At 66.1% G+C, this 18286-nt stretch carries 18 protein-coding genes and 2 pseudogenes; 9 read left to right on the top strand and 11 right to left on the bottom strand.

Annotation, left to right across the window (positions count from 1 at the left end; genetic code table 11):
* Nucleotides 1-6: 6 nt before the first annotated feature.
* Entirely contained in the window at nt 7-1338 is a 1332-nt protein-coding gene (locus tag LPA46_RS13530) for an ABC transporter substrate-binding protein (protein ID WP_230892924.1), read from the bottom strand.
* Between the two features lie 375 nt (nt 1339-1713).
* On the opposite strand from LPA46_RS13530, the gene LPA46_RS13525 reads away from it, so the two are divergent.
* The gene (locus LPA46_RS13525; RefSeq protein WP_230888735.1) at nt 1714-3123 is read left to right on the top strand and encodes a class II fumarate hydratase; all 1410 of its coding nucleotides are present in this window, start codon (nt 1714-1716) and stop codon (nt 3121-3123) included.
* 62 nt (nt 3124-3185) lie between these two features.
* Here LPA46_RS13525 and LPA46_RS13520 read toward each other — a convergent pair whose 3' ends face one another.
* The gene (locus LPA46_RS13520) at nt 3186-3881 is read right to left on the bottom strand and encodes an SGNH/GDSL hydrolase family protein (RefSeq protein WP_330166340.1); all 696 of its coding nucleotides are present in this window, start codon (nt 3879-3881) and stop codon (nt 3186-3188) included.
* A gap of 8 nt (nt 3882-3889) precedes the next feature.
* Nucleotides 3890-4192, bottom strand: coding sequence for a hypothetical protein (locus tag LPA46_RS19005; RefSeq protein WP_330166339.1), 303 nt, complete (start codon nt 4190-4192; stop codon nt 3890-3892).
* A gap of 99 nt (nt 4193-4291) precedes the next feature.
* Between LPA46_RS19005 and LPA46_RS13515 the strand changes: the two genes are divergently transcribed.
* From LPA46_RS13515 to gatE, 3 genes are read left to right on the top strand one after another with little or no spacing between them, the layout of a single operon-like run.
* Complete coding sequence (locus LPA46_RS13515) at nt 4292-4777, top strand: PH domain-containing protein (protein ID WP_230892923.1); 486 nt, start codon at nt 4292-4294, stop codon at nt 4775-4777.
* Entirely contained in the window at nt 4774-6240 is a 1467-nt protein-coding gene (locus LPA46_RS13510) for a PH domain-containing protein (RefSeq protein WP_230892922.1), read from the top strand. Before LPA46_RS13515 ends, LPA46_RS13510 begins: the two co-directional genes overlap by 4 nt.
* Before the next feature lie 53 nt (nt 6241-6293).
* A complete protein-coding gene (gene gatE, locus LPA46_RS13505; RefSeq protein ID WP_230892921.1) occupies nt 6294-8162 on the top strand; it encodes a Glu-tRNA(Gln) amidotransferase subunit GatE in 1869 nt (622 codons plus the stop codon).
* Here gatE and LPA46_RS13500 read toward each other — a convergent pair whose 3' ends face one another.
* On the bottom strand, nt 8163-8648 hold the full coding sequence (locus tag LPA46_RS13500) for an Lrp/AsnC family transcriptional regulator (protein WP_230888739.1): 486 nt from the start codon (nt 8646-8648) through the stop codon (nt 8163-8165).
* A gap of 169 nt (nt 8649-8817) precedes the next feature.
* Here LPA46_RS13500 and LPA46_RS13495 point away from each other — a divergent pair, with 169 nt between their 5' ends.
* On the top strand, nt 8818-9750 hold the full coding sequence (locus tag LPA46_RS13495; RefSeq protein ID WP_230892920.1) for a DMT family transporter: 933 nt from the start codon (nt 8818-8820) through the stop codon (nt 9748-9750).
* A 48-nt stretch (nt 9751-9798) separates the two neighbouring features.
* Complete coding sequence (locus LPA46_RS13490; RefSeq protein ID WP_230892919.1) at nt 9799-10251, top strand: MaoC family dehydratase; 453 nt, start codon at nt 9799-9801, stop codon at nt 10249-10251.
* 83 nt (nt 10252-10334) lie between these two features.
* On the opposite strand, the gene LPA46_RS13485 is transcribed toward LPA46_RS13490, so the two are convergent.
* Nucleotides 10335-12233, bottom strand: a complete 1899-nt coding sequence (locus LPA46_RS13485; protein WP_230892918.1) for a methyl-accepting chemotaxis protein — start codon at nt 12231-12233, stop codon at nt 10335-10337.
* A 136-nt stretch (nt 12234-12369) separates the two neighbouring features.
* Between LPA46_RS13485 and LPA46_RS13480 the strand changes: the two genes are divergently transcribed.
* Nucleotides 12370-13095 carry a hypothetical protein gene (locus LPA46_RS13480; protein ID WP_230892917.1) on the top strand — a complete coding sequence of 242 codons (726 nt, stop codon included), beginning with the start codon at nt 12370-12372 and terminating at the stop codon, nt 13093-13095.
* Nucleotides 13096-13101: 6 nt separating this feature from the next.
* On the opposite strand, the gene LPA46_RS13475 is transcribed toward LPA46_RS13480, so the two are convergent.
* On the bottom strand, nt 13102-13818 hold the full coding sequence (locus tag LPA46_RS13475; RefSeq protein WP_230892916.1) for an RNA methyltransferase: 717 nt from the start codon (nt 13816-13818) through the stop codon (nt 13102-13104).
* Nucleotides 13811-14368, bottom strand: a complete 558-nt coding sequence (locus tag LPA46_RS13470) for a hypothetical protein (protein ID WP_230888744.1) — start codon at nt 14366-14368, stop codon at nt 13811-13813. Before LPA46_RS13470 ends, LPA46_RS13475 begins: the two co-directional genes overlap by 8 nt.
* A gap of 111 nt (nt 14369-14479) precedes the next feature.
* On the opposite strand from LPA46_RS13470, the gene folP reads away from it, so the two are divergent.
* Both folP and LPA46_RS13460 read left to right on the top strand, forming a co-directional pair.
* A complete protein-coding gene (gene folP, locus LPA46_RS13465; RefSeq protein ID WP_230892915.1) occupies nt 14480-15592 on the top strand; it encodes a dihydropteroate synthase in 1113 nt (370 codons plus the stop codon).
* A gap of 131 nt (nt 15593-15723) precedes the next feature.
* Nucleotides 15724-16401 (top strand): 6-hydroxymethylpterin diphosphokinase MptE-like protein, encoded by a 678-nt coding sequence (locus LPA46_RS13460; protein ID WP_230892914.1) that lies wholly within the window; start codon nt 15724-15726, stop codon nt 16399-16401.
* Here LPA46_RS13460 and LPA46_RS13455 read toward each other — a convergent pair whose 3' ends face one another.
* The 4 genes and pseudogenes from LPA46_RS13455 to LPA46_RS13440 form a co-directional block, all read right to left on the bottom strand.
* Nucleotides 16402-16797 (bottom strand): hypothetical protein, encoded by a 396-nt coding sequence (locus tag LPA46_RS13455; RefSeq protein ID WP_230892913.1) that lies wholly within the window; start codon nt 16795-16797, stop codon nt 16402-16404.
* Nucleotides 16798-16872: 75 nt separating this feature from the next.
* Nucleotides 16873-17874, bottom strand: coding sequence for a TIGR04024 family LLM class F420-dependent oxidoreductase (locus LPA46_RS13450; protein ID WP_230892912.1), 1002 nt, complete (start codon nt 17872-17874; stop codon nt 16873-16875).
* A gap of 66 nt (nt 17875-17940) precedes the next feature.
* Nucleotides 17941-18168, bottom strand: a pseudogene (locus LPA46_RS13445) (AMP-binding enzyme); the annotation flags it as partial.
* 20 nt (nt 18169-18188) lie between these two features.
* A pseudogene (locus LPA46_RS13440) lies at nt 18189-18286 on the bottom strand (IS5/IS1182 family transposase); the annotation flags it as partial.

Raw genomic sequence — 18286 nt, 5'->3', positions numbered from 1 at the left:
CGTTGTCTAGAACGCGTTCGTGAGGCCGTTGTAGGCGTTGTCGACGTTCCAGCTACCGTTGAACGAGGAGAACACGCCCTCGATGTTGCTCTTGACTTCCGGCGTGACGCCCGTCCCGTGAGCGATGGACGGCGGCTGTGCGTCGGAGTTATTGAAGTCCTCGCGCTGCGTGGTGAGGAACGGTCCGAACTCGTCGTTCGGGACGTCCGTGCGCGGCGGAATCGAGCCCTTGATGGGATTGAACCGCTCCTGCCCGTCGACGGAGCCGCAGTAGCTGAGCCACTTCTCGGTCGCCTCCGGGGACGGGTTCGACGTTGGCATCACGAACGAGTCCGTGACGACGTGGTAGACGCTGTCGGTGCCGGGGAACGGCACGTAGTCCCAGTCGGACTCGTACTCGAAGTCCTCGGCGGCCTGGTACTGGCCGGCTGCCCAGTCGCCCTGGTGGAGGAACGCGGCGTTGCCCTGGATGACGCCGTTGTTCGCCTGGTCCCAGGCGACGGAGCCGGCGTCCTCGTTGAAGTACTCGCTGTAGTCGGCGACCAGCTGGAGGGACTCGCGGACGACGTCCTCGTTGGCGGCGACGTTGCCGGCGAGGATGTCGTTGTACGTGTCGACGCCCGCGGCACCGATGAGGACGCTTTCCCAGAGCTGGAGGGTCGACCACGGCGCCTGCGTCTGGTGTGCCATCGGCGTGGCGTCCGTCTCGGCGTCGATGGTCTCCATCGCGGAGAGGACGTCGGCCGGCGTGCTCAGGCTGGACGGGTCGACGCCCGCAGACTCGACGACCTCGACGTTGTAGAAGAGGTTGTTGAGCCGGTGGATGTTCAGCGGGACGGCGACGTAGTTGCCGGCCGGCTGGGACATCTGCTTGACGCCGTCGAGGTAGGCGTCGCGCATCTCCTGATCCCAGACGCTGTCGCCGATGTCCTCGAGGACTTCGGACTCCGTGTACGTGTTCAGCGCCTTGCCCGGCCAGATCTGGAACGTGCTCGGCGGGTTGTTGTTCAGGATGCGGCTCTGAATTTCGGTGTCGAGCGCGCTCCCTGCGCCGCCGGGTGCGGCATTGTTTGTCACGGTGACTTCGGGATACTCTTCCTCGAACCCTTCGACGAGGGCTTCGAGGGCGTCGGCTTCCCCGCCTGCGGTCCACCAGTGGACGATTTCGAGCTCCTGGCTGCCCGAGGAAGTCGTCGTTCCACCGGCTTCGGTCGTGCCGTCGCCGCCACTGTCGCCGTCTCCGCCGCCGCCGAGACAGCCAGCCATAGTGAGCACAGCGCCCGTTGCGCCGGCACCCTGCAGGTATCGTCGTCGCGTGAGGTTGTTATTGGAAGTCATGATTTACCGTGTGCGAAACCTAACCAAGCCATTCGTAGCGCTCCACTTAATTGTTGCTAATATTTTATCCAAAACCGAGTAAGGTTCAACACTAGCACGGTCTCGTCCACCGTGAGAGGTCGTTTACCCCCCAGATACGTGAGTCTCACGGTCTGTCACGAACGTTGTCGGTACTCGCCGCACGACGCACTCGTCGCGCTCGACGCGGTGATAGTCGTCGTCAAACGATTCGTCTACTTCTGGTAGGTCCACGCTCTGTCCTTCTTATCCGAGAGGAGGTGTCGGGGTAGTGTTGCCACGAAGACCTGCGTCGTCGTCGTGCTGTCCGGAACCGATTCGGTGGGTTTTACGCGCCACCACTTCGTCCCCCCGAGTATGGGAGACGACTACCGAACCGAACGCGACAGTCTCGGCGAAATCGAAGTTCCCGCGGACGCCTACTGGGGCGCACAGACCCAACGCGCCGTCGAGAACTTCCCCATCTCGGACAGCACGTTCGGGCGGCGCTTCGTGCGCGCGCTCGGTGTCGTGAAGAAGGCCGCCGCGCAAGCGAACAACGACCTCGGTTTGGTCGACGACGAGAAAGCCGACGCTATCGTCGAGGCCGCCGACGAAGTCATCGAGGGCGAGCACGACGACCAGTTCCCCGTCGACGTCTTCCAGACCGGGAGCGGAACGTCCTCGAACATGAACGCCAACGAGGTCATCGCGAACCGCGCCGCCGAGATTCTCGGCGAAGAGGTCGGCGCGCGCGTCGTCCACCCCAACGACCACGTCAACTACGGCCAGTCCAGCAACGACGTCATCCCGACCGCGATGCACGTCGCCGCCCTGGAAGCCGTCGAGAAGGACGTCGAACCCGCGCTCGAACTGCTTGCGGACGCGCTCGACCAGAAGGCCGACGAGTTCGACGGCGTCGTCAAGACCGGCCGCACGCACCTCCAGGACGCTACGCCCGTGCGCCTCGGCCAGGAGTTCGGCGGCTACCGGACGCAGGTTGAGAAGGGCATCGAGCGCGTGCGAGACGTGAAAGCCCACCTCTCGGAGCTCGCGCTCGGCGGCACCGCGGTCGGCACCGGGCTCAACACGCATCCCGAGTTCCCCGAGAAGGCTGCCGCGTACATCTCGGAGGAGACCGGCGTCTCCTTCCGCGAAGCGGACGACCACTTCGAGGCCCAGGCCGCCCACGACGCGATGAACGAGGCCCACGGCGCGCTCCGCACGGTCGCGGGCTCGCTGAACAAGATTGCCAACGACCTCCGCCTGCTCGCTTCCGGGCCGCGCAACGGCCTCGGGGAGATCGAGCAGCCCGAGAACCAGCCCGGCTCCTCGATTATGCCCGGGAAAATCAACCCCGTGGTGGCTGAAGCCGTCAATCAGGTCCACAAGCAGGTCGTCGGCAACGACGCCGCCGTGAACGCAGGCGCCGTCGAGGGTCAGCTCGACCTCAACCTCTACAAGCCCGTGTTGGCGCACAACTTCCTCGAGTCCTCGAAGGTCATCGCGAACGCCAGCGTCGCGTTCGCGGAGAAATTCGTGGCGAAACTCGAAGCCAACGAGGAGTACTGCGAGGAGCAGGTCGAGCGCTCGATGGCGCTGGCGACCGCGCTCAACCCCGCTATCGGCTACGACAAGGCCAGCGAGGTTGCGAAGGCCGCGCTCAAGGAGGGTAAGTCCGTCAAGGAGGTCGTCGTCGAGAAGGGGTACCTCTCCGAGTCGGAAGCCGAGGACGTCCTCGACCCCGAGAAGATGACCCACCGCGGCATCCTCTCGGGCGACGACTGACAACACAGGACGGCAAGTAGTCGAGCACAGTATTTTTGCGGCGCGTCGGACGGCGCTCGCAGTTAGACGTCGAGCCGCTGCGATAGTTCGTCGCCGATACGTTTCATGCCGTAATCTCTGGGGTGGAGCAGGTCCGCGGCCAGCCCGGAGAGTGGCAGTAGTTCGGGGCCCTCGACGAGCGAGAGGTTGTCGTGGGGTGAGTCCTCGACGATGGAGCGCAACGTCTCTCGGTACGCTGTGGCGTGTTCGGCGTCGCCTGATTCGGTCACGTCGTCGCAGTACGGGAACAGCGTCACGCACGTAATCGGCTTCTCTGGATGGGCGGCCGCGATGGTGTTGACGAAGTCGTCGTCGCGTTCGTGGAACTCCTCGGGTGAGAAGCCACCGGAGGCCGCCATGTTCACCGAGATGGCGAGTGTCGCGACGTCCCAGTCGTCGCGGGCGGCGATGTGTTCGGCCATCGCGCCCTCGCAGTACGCGGACCCGGAGCAGCCGAGGTTCAGCGCGTCGACCCCGCAGTTGCGTGCGACGGGCGTGACGTAGTCCGTGTGTGGGACCGACGCCGCGGCGCCCTCGGTAATCGACGTCCCGTACGCGAGATATCGTTGGTCGGGAAGTTCGTCGGCGGTGGGCTGCCGGCAGTCGCTGGTGACGTCGTGGACAGCGATGGCCTGGTGGCGGTCGAATTGGATGCGGCAGACGCGCGGGTCGAACCGGCCGGTCTCGTCGGACGTGAGTTCTCGGAGGCGCTCGGGCACGCGGAACGTCAGCGTCTCGGGGTCGGTGCCGACTTCGGTCGGCTCCCACGGCTGGAACTCCCCCAGAACATGTGAATCTCGGCCGGTTCGGACGCGGACAGCGTCACCTCGACTTCGGCGTCGTCGGTGTGCAGGACGAATCTGACCTCACTGCCGGTCGGGTGGCCCACGCGGTCGCGGGCCATGTCGTTCAAGCCGTCGCTCACTGCGGTCGGAACGCGGCAGAATCGGTCGCCGCCGTCGGCCCACTCCGCTGAGACCGTCTCCGCGACGTTGTACAGCGAGACTGACGGAAACTTCGCTACCTCCATGTCCTCCTCGTCTGGAGTGGGTCACGTGAGTGTGTCGGAGTCCTGTCTCGTCGATTCAGCCCGCCCACCTTCTTGTACCCGCGTTTCGATGATCGACGCATGGAACGACTCGACTCCCGCGTCCGCCTCATCTGGTTCCTCCGCGTGTTCGTCGGTTCCCTTGTCGCTGGCGTCATCGCAGCCATCGTGACGGGATTCGTCGACAGCGTGACCGTCTCACCCCTCCTCGTCGGCGGCAGCGTGTTCGCTGTCCTCCTCGTGCTCGGCGCCATCCACGTCGTCCTCAGGTACCGAGCGTGGCGCTTCGAGGTCCGCGAAGACACCCTCTACATCGAGCGCGGCGTGCTCGTGAACGTCCGCACGGTCGTCCCGTTCGTGCGCGTCCAGCACGTCGACGCCCGCCGCGGCCCAATCGAGCGCGCGCTCGGGCTGAGTAGCGTCGTTGTCTACACGGCTGGGTCCCGTGGGGCGGACGTCTCGATTCCGGGACTAGTCGCCGACCGCGCCGACGATGTCCAGGAGACGCTGCGGCGCCTGGCAATCGAGAGCGAGCCCGAAACCGGCGACGCCGGGGATGCAGTGTGAAACTCCATCCGCTGTCGATTCCCGTCCGCGTCGTCTCGCGCGCCGTCGGCATTGTGTGGGCGTTCATCTTCGCGGGCTTCGCGCTCGCGGGCGGCGACCCGCTGTTGCTCAGCGGCGTCGTCGTGCTCGCGGTCGTCGTGCTTGCGGGGCTTGCGGGCTACGAGGTGGCGTACTACCGGCGTTTCGACTACGAACTCACCGACGAAAGCCTCGACATCTCCTCGGGGGTATTCTCGCGGCGCGACCGAGAGATTCCGCTGCGCCGCGTGCAGAACGTCGACGTGACGCGGTCGTTCGTCGCACGCCTGCTCGGCATCGCGGTCGTCGACGTGGAGACGGCGGGCGGCGGCGGCACCGAGGCGAACCTGCGGTTCGTTGGCGGTGAGGAAGCCGACCGTCTGCAGGAAGCGATTCGGGCGAAGCGCGCTGCGCTCCAGCGCGAGGAGGGCGAGGAGGCCGAAACCGAGGAAGCGGAAGCCGCGGCGTCGGCGGGCGGCGAGACACTGTTCGAGCTCTCGGACCGCGACCTCGTGCTGTACGGCGCGCTCTCGTTCGACCCGCGGCTGGCGTCCGGCGTGGTCGCGCTCGCGACATTCCTCGCGCCCACGTTCGGTGACCGCATCTCGCTGTCCGGACTCGGCATCGCCGCTATCGTCGGGTTCGCTGTCGTCGCCGCGCTCGCGCTGTGGGCGGCATCGGCGGTCGCGCGCATCGTCCAGTTCTACGGCTTCCGGCTGCGTCGGGTCGGCGACGACCTGCGCTACGAGCGCGGCTTGCTCTCGCGGCACGACGGCACCATTCCGCTATCGAAGCTCCAGACGGTCGCCGTCGAGGAGAACGTCCTGATGCGGCGCTTCGGCTTCGCGTCGCTGGCCGTCGAGACCGCTGGCTACGCGCCCGGTAGTCAGCCCAGCGGCGGCTCGGAAGCAGCCATCCCGATTGCGCCCCGCGAAGACGTGCTTTCGCTGGCGCAGACGCTCGAACCGTTCCACGACTTCGAGGTCGAACGGCCGCCCGAGCGCGCTCGCAAGCGCTACGTCCGTCGGTACCTGCTCGTGGGCCTCGCGGTGGTCGCCACAGGGTTCCTCGTCGACCAGTTCCTCACGAGCGTCCCGTGGTACGCGGCTGGCGTGTTGCTCCTGCTGGCATGGCCCGCCGCACGGCTCACGCACCGCCACCGCGGCTACGAAGTCGGCCCGGACCACGTCGTTACGCAGGGCGGGTTCTGGAACCGCAGCACGCGCATCGTGCCCTACCGCCGCATTCAGACGGTCATCCGACGGCAGACGGTCTTCCAGCAGCGCTGGCGGCTCGCGACGGTTATCTTCGACACCGCCGGTTCCCGCTCGATATCGGCGGGTGACGCCGCGGCGCTGGACCGCGACGAGGACGACGCCGACAGCATCGCGGTGGCTGTCCGCGACCGCGTCCTCGACGTCATCTACGAGCGCGACCGGAAGTAGTCGGGACGACAGACTGAACGGTTTTTTATCGTTCGCCCGCACACGACCACGTAATGACCGAGTTCGACTATGACGAGCTGGGACTCGTCGCCGGGCTGGAAATCCACCAGCAACTGGACACGGCGACGAAGCTGTTCTGCGAGTGCCCGACGGAACTCCGCGAGCCCGAGGAGGCCGAGCGTACGTTCACGCGCTACCTCCACCCAACGCGCTCCGAATTGGGCGAAATCGACGAGGCCGCCCTCGAAGAGAGCAAGGTCGAACGGGAGTTCGAGTACCTCGCGTACGACACGACGTGCCTCGTCGAGGAAGACGACGAACCACCCCACCGCCTCGACGAGGAAGCTCTTGGCACGGCACTGGAAATCACGCAACTGCTGGACATGGACCCGGTCGACCGCGCGCACGTGATGCGGAAGGTCGTCATCGACGGGTCGAACACTTCTGGGTTCCAGCGGTCAACGCTCCTCGCCCACGACGGCGAAATCGAGACCAGCGAGGGTAGCGTCGGCATCGAGGACCTGATGCTCGAAGAAGAGTCCGCCCAGCGCGTGGAGGAACGCGAGGGCGGCGTGCAGTTCTCGCTGGACCGCCTCGGCATTCCGCTCGTTGAGATTGGCACGAAGCCGGACATCTCGACGCCCGAGCAGGCACTGGAGGCCGCCGAGCGCATCGGGATGTTGCTGCGCTCGACGGGGAAGGTCAAGCGCGGGCTCGGGACGATTCGCCAGGACGTCAACGTCTCCATCGCGGAGGGCGCGCGCGTGGAGATGAAGGGCGTTCAGAGCCTCGGCGACATCGACGACCTGGTGCGCGAGGAGGTCCGTCGACAGGTCGAACTCGTGGACATCGCCGACGAACTCCAAGATAGAGACCCCAGCGTCGGCGATACGCAGGACGTCTCCGACGTCTTCGCCGAGACGGGATCGGGCGTCATTCGGGGCGCGCTAGATGCTGACGGCGTCGTCTATGCGGTTCCCTTGTACGGCTTCGACGGGCTGGTCGGCCGCGAAGTCCAGGAAGACCGCCGGCTCGGCACGGAGTTCTCCGACCACGCCAAGCGCCACGGCGCGGGCGGCATCTTCCACACGGACGAACTGCCGGCGTACGGCGTCACCGAGGACGAAGTCGAAGCGCTCCGGGAGGCAGTCGGCGCGGACGAGAACGACGCGGTCGCCATCGTCGCGGACGAGCCGTCGGTGGCGACGGGCGCTATCGATGCGGTTGCGGAGCGTGCGGAGACGGCCATTGAGGGTGTCCCGGAGGAGACCCGTGGTGCGAACGACGATGGCACGTCGGAGTACCTGCGGCCGCTGCCGGGCGCGGCGCGGATGTACCCCGAGACGGACGTGCCGCCCGTCGACCCGGATCCATCGGAGGTCGAACCGCCGGAGCTGTTGACCGAAAAGGTCGAGCGGTACCAGGAGGACTACGACCTCGATGCGGGGCTCGCCGAGCAGGTTGCGTACGGCCGGCGGTGGCCGCTGTTTGAGGAGCGCGTCGAGGCCGGCGTGGATGCGACGCTCGCTGCGCAGACGCTGGAGTCGACCGTGACGGAGTTGCGCCGCGACGACGTCCCCGTCGAGAATCTCACCGACGACCACTTCCGCGGCGTGCTCGATCTTGTGGCGGAGGGCGAACTCGCCCAGGAAGGGGTTCCGGAGCTGCTGGCGGCGCTGGCCGAGCAGCCCGACCGGGAAGCCGCCGACCTCGCGGAGGATCTCGGGCTCGGCTCCGCGGGTGAGGACGAAGTCCGCGAGGCGGTCGTGGAGGTTGTCGAGCGGAACAGCGACCAGGTCGAAGCGGAAGGGATGGGCGCGTTCTCCGGGCTGATGGGCGAGTGCATGGGGGCGCTCCGCGGGAAGGCGGACGGCGACCTCGTCAGTGAGGTGCTGCGCGAGGAGATTCAGAAGCGCGCCTAACTACTCGTCGGCCAGTTCTTCGAGCAGCGTTTCTAATTCGTAGCTCTGGAGCGGGCGCTGGGTGTCTTTCTGGCGGGCAATGACGAACGTGGAGTTCGTGCGGTCGACTTCGGGGATGGCCTCGAAGTCGGAGATGAGGCGTTCGACGTCGTCGGAGTGTGGGAGGCGCGCGAGCACCATGAAGTCGGTCTCGCCCATTGTGAAGAACGTCTGCGTGACGCCTTCGACGCCGCTGATTTTCTCGCCGACGTCCTCGTAGCTGCCCTCGTAGGAGGTGAGGACTTCGAGGACGACTGTCACGCCGAGGCCGAGTTCGTCGAGGTCGAGGTCGTAGAGGTCGTTCTCGACGACGCCCTGTTCGCGGAGGTTGTTGAGGCGGTAGTGGATGGTGGAGACGGGTATGTCGGTCTCCTCGTGGAGTTCCTCGGGGCTGCCGGTGCCGAGGTCGGAGATGGCTTTCAGGAGGCGTACGTCGCGTTCGTCCATGCCTGTCGGCATCGATAGGCGCGAGGATAAGCCTGTGGGAGTCGGCTACAACGTCCCCGGGAGAGTTTTGGCAGCGACACTAATGAACGACCGTTATATTGCCCTGTGAACCATCAACGAAGGCTTCTTTGAAGAAAACTCTAATATATGCTCGGCTATTTGTAGAAATATGAGCTACCGACGTCCCCGGTTGGGCGTCTCCCCCGCGGCCGTGATGTTCCTCGCGCTCGCCGCCATCTGGGGGACTTCGTTCCCAGCCATCGAAATCGGGCTGCACACCGTGCCAGCCCTCTCGTTCGCCGCCATCAGGTACAGCCTCGCAGGTCTCATCATTCTCGGGTACGCTGCCTACGCCACCGACCGCTGGCGGCCCCGCAGCACCGAGGAGTGGCTCGCGGTCAGCGTCGCTGGCCTCCTCGTCATCGCCGTCTACCACGGCCTGCTATACCTCGGCGAACTCCGCGTCTCCGGCGCCGTCGCGGCCATCGTCGTCAGCCTCTCGCCCGTGCTCACCGCCGGACTGGCCGCCATCCTCCTCGACAGCGACATCGACCTCGTCGAAGGCCTCGGCCTGTTCGCCGGGTTCGCCGGCGTCGTCATCGTCGCCTCACCCGGCGGTGGTGGCACCGACCTGCTCGGCGTCGCGCTCGTCTTCGGCGGTGCCGTCGCGTTCGCGCTCGGCGCAGTCCTCGCGCGCCCGCTCTCGACGGACCTCCCCGTCGAGACGATGGAAGCGTGGGCGATGCTGCTCGGAGCCGGCGTCCTCTGGATTGGCGCGGGCGCCCGCGGTGAGTCCCTCGCCGGCGTCGAATGGACGCTCCCCGCGCTCGCCAGCCTCGCGTACCTCACGCTGGTCGCGGGCTGCATCGGCTTCCTGCTGTACTTCGAACTCCTCGACCGCATCGGCGCGGCGGAACTCCACCTCGTCGGCTACCTCGAACCTGTCGTCGCCGCGCTGATGGCATGGGCGCTGCTCGGACAGGTCGTCGACTCGCAGGCACTCGCAGGCTTCGCGGCCATCTTCGTCGGATTCGCGCTGCTCGAGCGCGACGTCCTCTTCGAAGCGGCTGTCACCACTGCCGACGCCGTCCGCTCCCACTAGTCGGAATCGTCCCCAACAGATATCGCAGTTCATTTCGAACCCCTCGACGTGACCGTTTACTTCGAAGACCTCGACGAGGGAGACGTCCTCGAATTCGGTACGTACGACGTCACCGAGGACGAAATCGTGGAGTTCGCCGAGCGCTACGACCCACAGTGGTTCCACACGCAGCCCGAGCGCGCTCGCGAGGAGTCGCACTTCGGCGACCTCGCGGCGTCTGGCTGGCACACCTGTGCGATGGCGATGCGGCTCGTCGTCGATGGCCACTACAGTGAGGCTGCCGGTCTCGGCGCGCTCGGTATCGAGGAACTCCGCTGGCCGAACCCGACCGTTCCGGGTGACTCGCTGACAGTCACCGTCGAAATCACGGAGACACGACGCTCCGAGAGCGACCCGAGCCGTGGCATCGTCACGCTCGACCACACCGTCACCAACCAGGACGGCGAAGTCAAACTGGAGATGCGGCCGACGGTTATGTACGCGTGCCGAAAAACCGAGTGACGGCCCGAGCACAGTCGAATAGAGACAATAGGTAGAATAGTCGGGTGAGGTAGAATAGCCGCGAGGGGATGGCCGCGTTTTAGTTAGTGGGTGTCTGTCTGTGCGGCGCTGACCTCGAAGTTCCCCAGTAACGCCTGGAGCTGTTCGGCCTGCTCGCTGAGCGACGTGACGTTCGTGCTCACCCGGGACATCGACGCGGCCTGCTCGGCGGCAGCCGTGGACGCGTCGTCGCTCTCCCCAGCCGTCGCGCGACTGATGTCCGCGACCTCCTCGACCATCGACACTGCTTCTTCAGTGCTTGCAGCCTGGTCGTCGGTCGTCGCACTGATTTCCTGGATGCCGGTGTCTGTCTCCTCGGCGTTCTCCGCCACCTGCTCGAACGCGTCGACGGCCTCCTGGACGGCGTCGATGCCCTCCTGCATCGACTGCTCAGCCGCCTGCGCGTCCTCGACCGCGGACGCTGTCTGCGATTGGGTCTCCTCGATTCGGGATTCGATGTCGTTCGCGGACTCGCGGGTCGCCTCGGCTAACTGCTTGACCTCGTTCGCGACGACGGCGAACCCGTCTCCCTCCGCGCCGGCGCGGGCGGCCTCGATGTTCGCGTTCAGCGCGAGCATGTTCGTCTGGTCGGCGACGTCGCCGATGAGGTCGACGATGTCCCCGATTTCGGCCATCTGCTCGTCGAGCGCTTCGACGTTCTCGACGGTCGAGGCTATCGCCGTCTGGACCGCTCGGGACTCCTCGATTGCCTGCTCGGCGGTCGCCTCGCCTTCATCGGCGATTCTAGCCGTCTCGTGGGAGCGGTCGGCGACGGTTTCGGCGGACGCCGCGACCTCCTCGACGGTCGCCGACAGGTTCGTCATCTCCCCGGATACGGTTTCGAGCATCTCCCGCTGTTCGTTCGCGCCGCGGGAAATCTCGCGAATCGACTCGCTGGTTGCCTCACTGGCCTGTTCGGCGTTGCTAGCGTCCGTGGCTGCGCCCCCGCTGGCGGCCGCGACCTCGTCGGCGAATGACTGAATCTCGCGCATCGCTGGCTCCGTCTCGTCCATCATCCCGTTGAACGCGCGCGCAATCTCCCGCATCGCGTCGCTGTCGCTGTCGGCGTCTAGCCGCACGCCGAGGTCGCCGTCGGCCGCCCGCTCCATCGCCGCGCTGTACGCGTCCGCGTCGGCTTCGAGGTTCGCGTACAACTGCTGGACCTCCTCCTTGCGGGCTTCGGCCGCGGCTTCCGCCTCCCCGGCTTGTGCTCGAGCGCGTTCGAGTTCCGCCTGCTTCTCCTCTAAGTCCTCCACTTCCTCGGTCTTCGCGCGTGCTTGTGCGAGTTGGGCTTGAGCCTCTTCGCGGGAGCGCTCGGTGGACTGCCAGTGGGACAGCAGCGCGCCCGCCAACAACAGGACGAACGCAGCGTGGATGAACGACCACGCCCACGGGTTGTTGATGCCTGCGGCGTGGTTGTAGACGCGACTCGGGTCTATCGTCCCGAAGTAGCCGTGCTGGATGCCGACGTACGCGATGCCGAGCGCGAACGGCACCCAGTCCTCGTAGACGGCGACGACCGCCATCACGACGAAGAAGTGGAAGTGCGCCTCGATGTAGCCGCCCGAGAAGTGGACGAGGAACGCCGACGTGGTCGCTAATCCCATCGTCGCGAGCCCGGTTCGTGTGCGCCGTCCGAACCACGGGAGCGCTGCGAGCACGCCGAATGCCACGACGACGCAGACTTCGAGGAGAACCGTGGTCAACGGGAGTTCGGGTATCGCCGCACCCGTCACTGGCTCGGTCCCCTCGTAGGTGCCCAGCAACACGAGAAACGGCACGTGTGCCGCGAGGAACACGAGCACGTTCCGGTGGCGGCTCCGCCACGTCTCGTCGGGAATCGTGTCGCCGCTCGGTGTGTACCTGACAACGTCACGAAGCGCTCGCTCCCACCGCTGCCCCCACGACTGGTCGACCCCCGGTCTGCTCGTAGCCCCTGACATACCACGGACGAATCTGTCCTAGGTGAAAAGCACTCGTTCCGCACTATCACGCGCTATAATCGGCCTTCGCGCCGGAGACGTCCGTCTCCCAGTCCCGTCGCAAGCTTTTTTCGCGTTAGTACAGTCGCCTACCAGTATGGCTGGTCGCCCTCGCTGGTCCCTCTCTGCGGTAGCACTTGTTACCCTCCTCGTCGTGGCCGGTTGCTCCGGTCTGCCTACGACTGACCAACAGCCTTCGGCGCCCGAGACGACAGTAGAGAACTTCTCGTACCCGACAGGGTGGTCGCAGGACGGCATCACGGATATCGGGCTCCCCGAGCAGACCCACGATGACGTCGTTCAGAACGTCTCGCGGCGTGCTCGCCTCGTCGTCAGCTACGACGACGGTAATCGAACAGTCGTCAGGACGGTCGATGTGGAGGCGGGTACCGCCTCGCTACGGTGGAATGACACGCTCTTCGGGAACGAGCTCTACACGTACTTCGGGCCGGAAGGCGTGTTCGAGTACAACCTGAAGACGAATGAACTGGTTCGGCCCGCGGACCAGAACTGGACGATGACGGGGTTCGCCGACATCGACCGAATGGGCCGACCGCTCACGGACCTCGCACTCGAAGCCGCCGACGTCGTCACGGTCGAAGGAACGCCGGCGGTCCGGTACAACGTGACCGGCATCGACGACGACCCGTATGTCGTCCCAGCGACCGACGCGAGTGGCTACATCACGGTCACGCAGACCGGATACATCGCGTCGTACGACATCACGCGAAGAAACGACGATTTCACGAACCACATGGAGTACCGGCTCTCCGAATTCGGTAACGCGACCGTCGACCGGCCGTCGTGGCTGCCCGACGAGTGATGACCGTTACTCCATCTGGTTCTCGGCGCGCCGCAGCAGTCCGAGGACCGTGTTGATCTCGCGGCCCGTCGGGTGCGTGCGGCCGACCATCCGGCGGAGCATCCGCATCACTTTGTCGCGTTTCTCCTCGGGGTAGTCGATTTCCGCGAGGAACGCATCGGCGTGGTCGTAGAAGCGCTCAATTTCCTCTTCCTCGGCGCGGTGGCGTTCAACGTCCGGCAGTTGGGTCTCGTTCATCGCGAGGTCCCGGAGTTCGTACAACGCGACGGTGGCGGCCTGCCCGAGGTTCATCACGGGGTAGTCGTGGGAGGCAGGAATCGACGCCACTTCGTCGATTTGCGCGAGTTCGTCGTTCGTCAGGCCGACGCGCTCGCGGCCGAACACCAGCGCCGTGTTCGACTCGACGTCCGCGAGGCTCTCGGAGAGTTCCGCGGGCGTGCGGAACGGGAAGCGCACGTGCTTGGTGGCGTCCTCGTTCGTGATGGCGGTGAAGCCGACGGTGTGGAACTCCGACGTGAGGTCCTCGAAGGAGAGTTCGCGGGCGTTCGGGAGCACGTCCTCGCGGGCCTGGCCCGCGAAGCCGTAGGCTTCGGAGTCCCGGCCGAGGTACGGCGGGTCCACGAGCAGGAGGTCCTCGAAGCCGAAGTTCTTCATCGCCCGCGCGATGGTGCCGACGTTCCCGGAGGTCTTGGCGTCGACGACGGCGACGGCTGGCTTACTCATCGCTCGTGGGGTAGTCGGCGTCCAGGTCGAGGTCGAGTTCGTCGGCATCCTCGATTTCCGGCCGGAGGTCGATGCCGGCCTGTTCGTCCTCGGGCAACTCGACGTTGTGAATCTCGGGGTCCGGGATGTCCGGATTCGGCGTTTGCTCGGGGTCGGTGGCGACGTGCTCGGGGCCGTCGTACCACTCCGGCGAGCGCTCGCCGTCCGCGAACCACTCGCGGAATGCCTCCTGGAGTTCTTCGGTGCCGCGGTACTGCTCGCCGCCGGCTTCGAGGAACCAGTAGTAGAAGTCGACCTCGTGTTCGGCGCACAGCAGGACTTCGGCGCGGGGTTCGCCGTACACCGCAGCGGGCGTGTTCCGCGACGTATCGTCGTCGCCGTGGAGGAGATAGCAGGCGTCACACGGCCGGTCCATCAGCGCCGGTAGTCGCTGCAGGCGCGCGCTGGCGTCGTCGGGCATCTCGTCGAAGTCCCGGTAGTCGCCGTGCTCGTCGAAGACCTCGTCCTCGTCGAAGCGCCACCCCCGGAAGCCGATGCTCACCTTGCTCATTAGCGGCTTGTAGGCGGCCGACGTACAAAAGTCGCCTGAAGGCACCCGCGGGAGGCGGCCGCGAGCCCCGGAACCGATTCGCCTTTGAGCGCGGGGTCCCGCCTTCGAGGTATGCAGACGGTCGACGCCGCCGGCCTCCAAATCGGAGACGACCACCCGCCCCGTATCATGGGCGTGTTGAACGTCTCGAAGGAATCGCCGTACGACCCCAGTGTCTTCGACGACCCCGACGAGGCGGCCGCGTACGTCGACGAGGAGCTCGTCGGCGAGGGTGCGGACATCGTCGACGTCGGCCTCGAATCCGCGAACAAGAAGTTCGACGTGCTCTCCCCCGAGCAGGAACTCGACCGGCTGGACACCGCCGTCGAGACCATCCAGCGCGTCGAGGGCGACGCGGTGTTCTCCATCGAGACGCGGTACGCGGAGGTCGCCGACGAAGCGCTGTCGCGTGGCTTCGACATGGTCAACGACATTTGTGGGTTCGCCGACCCCGAGATGCCCGAGGTGTGTGAGGCTCACGACGCGGCCGTCGTGAAGATGGCGAGCCCGCCGGACCTCGAACGTCCCGGCGCAATCGAGGACGTGGATGACATCTACGATGCGCTGACGCTGAACGGGTTCACGGACAAGACTATCGTCGACCCGGCGTTCGGCGGGTGGAGCGAGGACAAGACGCTCGCGGACGACCGCGAGACGTTCGACCGCCTCCGTGAGTTCCGCGGGCACGGCTACCCGATTCTGGTATCCATCAATCGGAAGAACTTCCTCCGGGAGGTCGCCGACCGCTCCACGGAGGAGGCGCTCCCGGTGTCGCTGGCGGCGACGTCGATGGCCGTCGAGCGTGGCGCACACATCGTACGTACGCACGACGTCGCCGAAACGCGGGACGCTGCGCTCATCGGCTACGAGTTCCGCCGCGACCGTTACGAGGCTGAGCGCGTCGAGGAATTGGACGTAACGACTGTTGCGGAGGCTGAACGCCACGTGACGCGATTGGACGGGGACCTCGACGCTGCCGGCGACGCGGCCGCTCGCGCGTACGAGGTACACGGCCTCGATGGCGACGACCGCGCGGTGCTGGCGGCCAAAGGTGTCGCCGTCACGGGGGACGACCCGGCGTTCGTCGCAGCCCCGATTAGTGTGCTTCGGGCGGCCGCGGACGAACTCGAATCCCCGGACGGCGTGCTGGGGGAACTCACAGCGGCGTGGTCAACTCGTACGTAACGAGAAAACTTATACCGGCGGGGCCTAAATCCGAGATTGGAAGCCGGACCCCCGCTGGGTAGGGGTACTTCGCGGGGCGTCTCGGCTCGAACCAGGAATCCTTTCATTTATTCAGGTTCGTAGCGACAGCCATGGAGTTCGCCGACTGGGCGCCGGTCTACGAGGAGGTTCTCGCCGACTTCGGGTTCGACAGAGCCGCCGACGAGCAGGCGCGAGACGTGCTCGCGGAGTACGCCGAGCCGTTCGACCTGACACGGCTTGATTGCACGGGCCAGCGGGTCGCTATCGCCGGAGGCGCATCGTCGCTGGCCGACGAGACCGCCGTCGCAGCCGATGCTGACGTCGTGTTCGCGGCGTCGACCGCCGTCGACGTGCTCGACGATGCGGGCGTTGACGTCGACTTGATGGTGACCGACCTGGACAAGAACCCCGGTACTGCACGCCAGCTCACCCAGTCTGAGACGCCGGTGGCGGCACACGCCCACGGCGACAACATCCCTGCCGTCCGCGAGTACGTCCCGGAATTCGATCTCGCGCACGTCCTCGGCACAACGCAGGCCGAACCGGTAGATGCAGTCTATAATTTCGGCGGGTTCACGGATGGCGACCGCGCTGCGTTCCTCGCGGACCACCTCGGTGCCGCCGACCTCGTCTTCCCGGGGTGGGACTTCGAAGACCCGTCGGTCGGCGACCAGAAAGCGAAGAAACTGGCGTGGGCCGAACGCCTCCTGTACTGGCTCGAACGCCGGCGTGGCGACCAGTTCGACGTGCTCGGCGGGCGACGCGACAGCATCGACGCGATTCCGTAGTTATCCGCCGACCGAGACGGTCGCGTCGTTGGCGATGCCGATGGAGACGGTGTCGTCGTCGGCGATGCCGATGGAGACGGTGTCGTCGTCGTTCGTGAAGTCGTAGACCTGTTCGGTCGTCTCCCCGTCAACGGTGACGGCGACGGTGTACTCGCCGCTCCCCTCGAACGCCGGTAGTTCCTCGTCAGTTTCGGCGTTCACAGTCACATCCTCGCTGTACACACTGTCACCGTCGTTCAGTACTTCGACGGTCACGTTGTGGCTCGTCTCGTCGTTGTTGACGAGGAGGATGTCCGTCGTCGCTGAATTTCCGAATCCGAGTGCGCTACAGCCCGCAGTCGCGATGAGAATGCCGACGAGCGCGACCAGCACGACCCGCTTGCTTCGACTGTCCATACCTACCCCTGGTAGAGTGGATGTAAAGAACGCTGGATAGCTCAAAGAGCGGTCGAAGTCTTCGCCGCTGAACAGTTACTCCGGTGCGACGGCCGCCAGTGTCTGGTCGATGACCTCGCGGTCGGCGGCGCGGGGGAACGAGACGGCGATTGCGTCGACCCCGTCGACGGCCGCGAAGTCCGCGACGCGCTCGCGAACAGTCTCGGGTGTGCCGGCGGCCGCCAGCGCGTCCAGCAGGTCGTCGGAGACGCTGGCGACGGCGCGCTCGCGGTCGCCGTCCTGCCACGAACTGTGGATGGTCTCGGCGGCGTCCTCGTAGCCCTGGCGGGCGAGTGCGTCCCGGTAGAACGTCCCCATGCCGCCGACGTAGAACGCGAGGTGCTGGCGCGCGAGGTCGCGGGCGGCGTCACCATCGTCGAGCGCACAGCACGGCAACACGAACGTCGTGCGAACGTCCTCGGCGCTGCGGTCGCCGAGACTCGCGCCGCGCCGGAGGTCCGCGTAGCGGTCCTTGAAGCCCGCCTGCGTGAACATGAGCGCGTGCCAGCCGTCGGCGAATCGGCCCGCGAGTTCGACGGCTTTCGGGCCCATGCCGGTGACGTCGATTTCGGGAGCGGGCTCGGGCGGGTCCTGTCGCAGCCGGAAGCCGCGCGTCTGGACGATGTCGCCGTCGTAGTCGACCTGTTCGCCCGATAGCACCTGGCGGACGACTTCGACGTACTCGCGCGTTCGCTTCAGGGGGTTGCCGAACTCTTGGCCGTGCCAGCCCTCGACGACTGCGGGGCCGCTCGGGCCGAGGCCGAGGCGGAACCGCCCGTCGGAGTGCTCTTGGAGTGTGGCGGCGGTCTGCCCGAGGAGCGCGGCGCTACGAGAGTACGTGTTCACGATGCTGGTGCCGACGCCGATGGTGTCGGTGCGGTCGGCAAGCGCGGCCAGCGTGGTGACGGCGTCTCGGCCCCACGTCTCCGGGAACCAGACGCGGTCGTAGCCGAGTGCTTCGGCGCGTTCGCCGATGCCGACGACGTCAGACAGCGAGTCCTGTGCGGCGACCGGCAAGTGGACGGTGCGGGCGGTCACGACTCCGTGTTTCGCATCTCACCGCATAAATCTGTGTCAACTCGTGACAACCCGTGGTGGGTTGGACTACTCCTCGACGAGTTCGAACTTCTGGACTTTCCCCGTGGTCGTGCGCGGGAGTTCGTCCACGAATTCGACTTCGCGTGGGTGTTTGTACTCCGCGAGGCGGTCCAAGCAGAACTGCTTGAGTTCGTCGCCAGTCACGTCGGCGTCCGGCGCTTTCACCACGAACGCTTTGACTGTCTCGCCGCGGCGGTCGTCCGGAATTCCGACGACTGCGACGTCTGCTGTGTTGAATAGATGTTGAGTCACGGTTATAGCGGCTCACACAGCGGTTCGATGTTGATGATGGCGAACATCAAGACAATTTCACGGAACTGTCGATACCAGCCCAGCGCTCGCACGGCATCGC

The organism is Halobacterium sp. KA-6 (assembly GCF_021029015.1).
Taxonomy (GTDB): Archaea; Halobacteriota; Halobacteria; order Halobacteriales; family Halobacteriaceae; genus Halobacterium.
The sequence above is the reverse complement of the archived record's forward strand: the minus strand, read 5'-3'. Positions and strand labels throughout refer to the sequence as shown.

Excerpts from the sequence above, each read along its gene's own strand:
- LPA46_RS13530 (WP_230892924.1), bottom strand. The coding sequence starts at position 1,338 with ATGACTTCCAATAACAACCTCACGCGACGACGATACCTGCAGGGTGCC.
- LPA46_RS13525 (WP_230888735.1), top strand. The coding sequence starts at position 1,714 with ATGGGAGACGACTACCGAACCGAACGCGACAGTCTCGGCGAAATCGAA.
- LPA46_RS19005 (WP_330166339.1), bottom strand. The coding sequence starts at position 4,192 with ATGGAGGTAGCGAAGTTTCCGTCAGTCTCGCTGTACAACGTCGCGGAG.
- LPA46_RS13515 (WP_230892923.1), top strand. The coding sequence starts at position 4,292 with ATGGAACGACTCGACTCCCGCGTCCGCCTCATCTGGTTCCTCCGCGTG.
- gatE (WP_230892921.1), top strand. The coding sequence starts at position 6,294 with ATGACCGAGTTCGACTATGACGAGCTGGGACTCGTCGCCGGGCTGGAA.
- LPA46_RS13500 (WP_230888739.1), bottom strand. The coding sequence starts at position 8,648 with ATGGACGAACGCGACGTACGCCTCCTGAAAGCCATCTCCGACCTCGGC.
- LPA46_RS13495 (WP_230892920.1), top strand. The coding sequence starts at position 8,818 with ATGAGCTACCGACGTCCCCGGTTGGGCGTCTCCCCCGCGGCCGTGATG.
- LPA46_RS13485 (WP_230892918.1), bottom strand. The coding sequence starts at position 12,233 with ATGTCAGGGGCTACGAGCAGACCGGGGGTCGACCAGTCGTGGGGGCAG.
- LPA46_RS13480 (WP_230892917.1), top strand. The coding sequence starts at position 12,370 with ATGGCTGGTCGCCCTCGCTGGTCCCTCTCTGCGGTAGCACTTGTTACC.
- LPA46_RS13475 (WP_230892916.1), bottom strand. The coding sequence starts at position 13,818 with ATGAGTAAGCCAGCCGTCGCCGTCGTCGACGCCAAGACCTCCGGGAAC.
- LPA46_RS13470 (WP_230888744.1), bottom strand. The coding sequence starts at position 14,368 with ATGAGCAAGGTGAGCATCGGCTTCCGGGGGTGGCGCTTCGACGAGGAC.
- folP (WP_230892915.1), top strand. The coding sequence starts at position 14,480 with ATGCAGACGGTCGACGCCGCCGGCCTCCAAATCGGAGACGACCACCCG.
- LPA46_RS13460 (WP_230892914.1), top strand. The coding sequence starts at position 15,724 with ATGGAGTTCGCCGACTGGGCGCCGGTCTACGAGGAGGTTCTCGCCGAC.
- LPA46_RS13455 (WP_230892913.1), bottom strand. The coding sequence starts at position 16,797 with ATGGACAGTCGAAGCAAGCGGGTCGTGCTGGTCGCGCTCGTCGGCATT.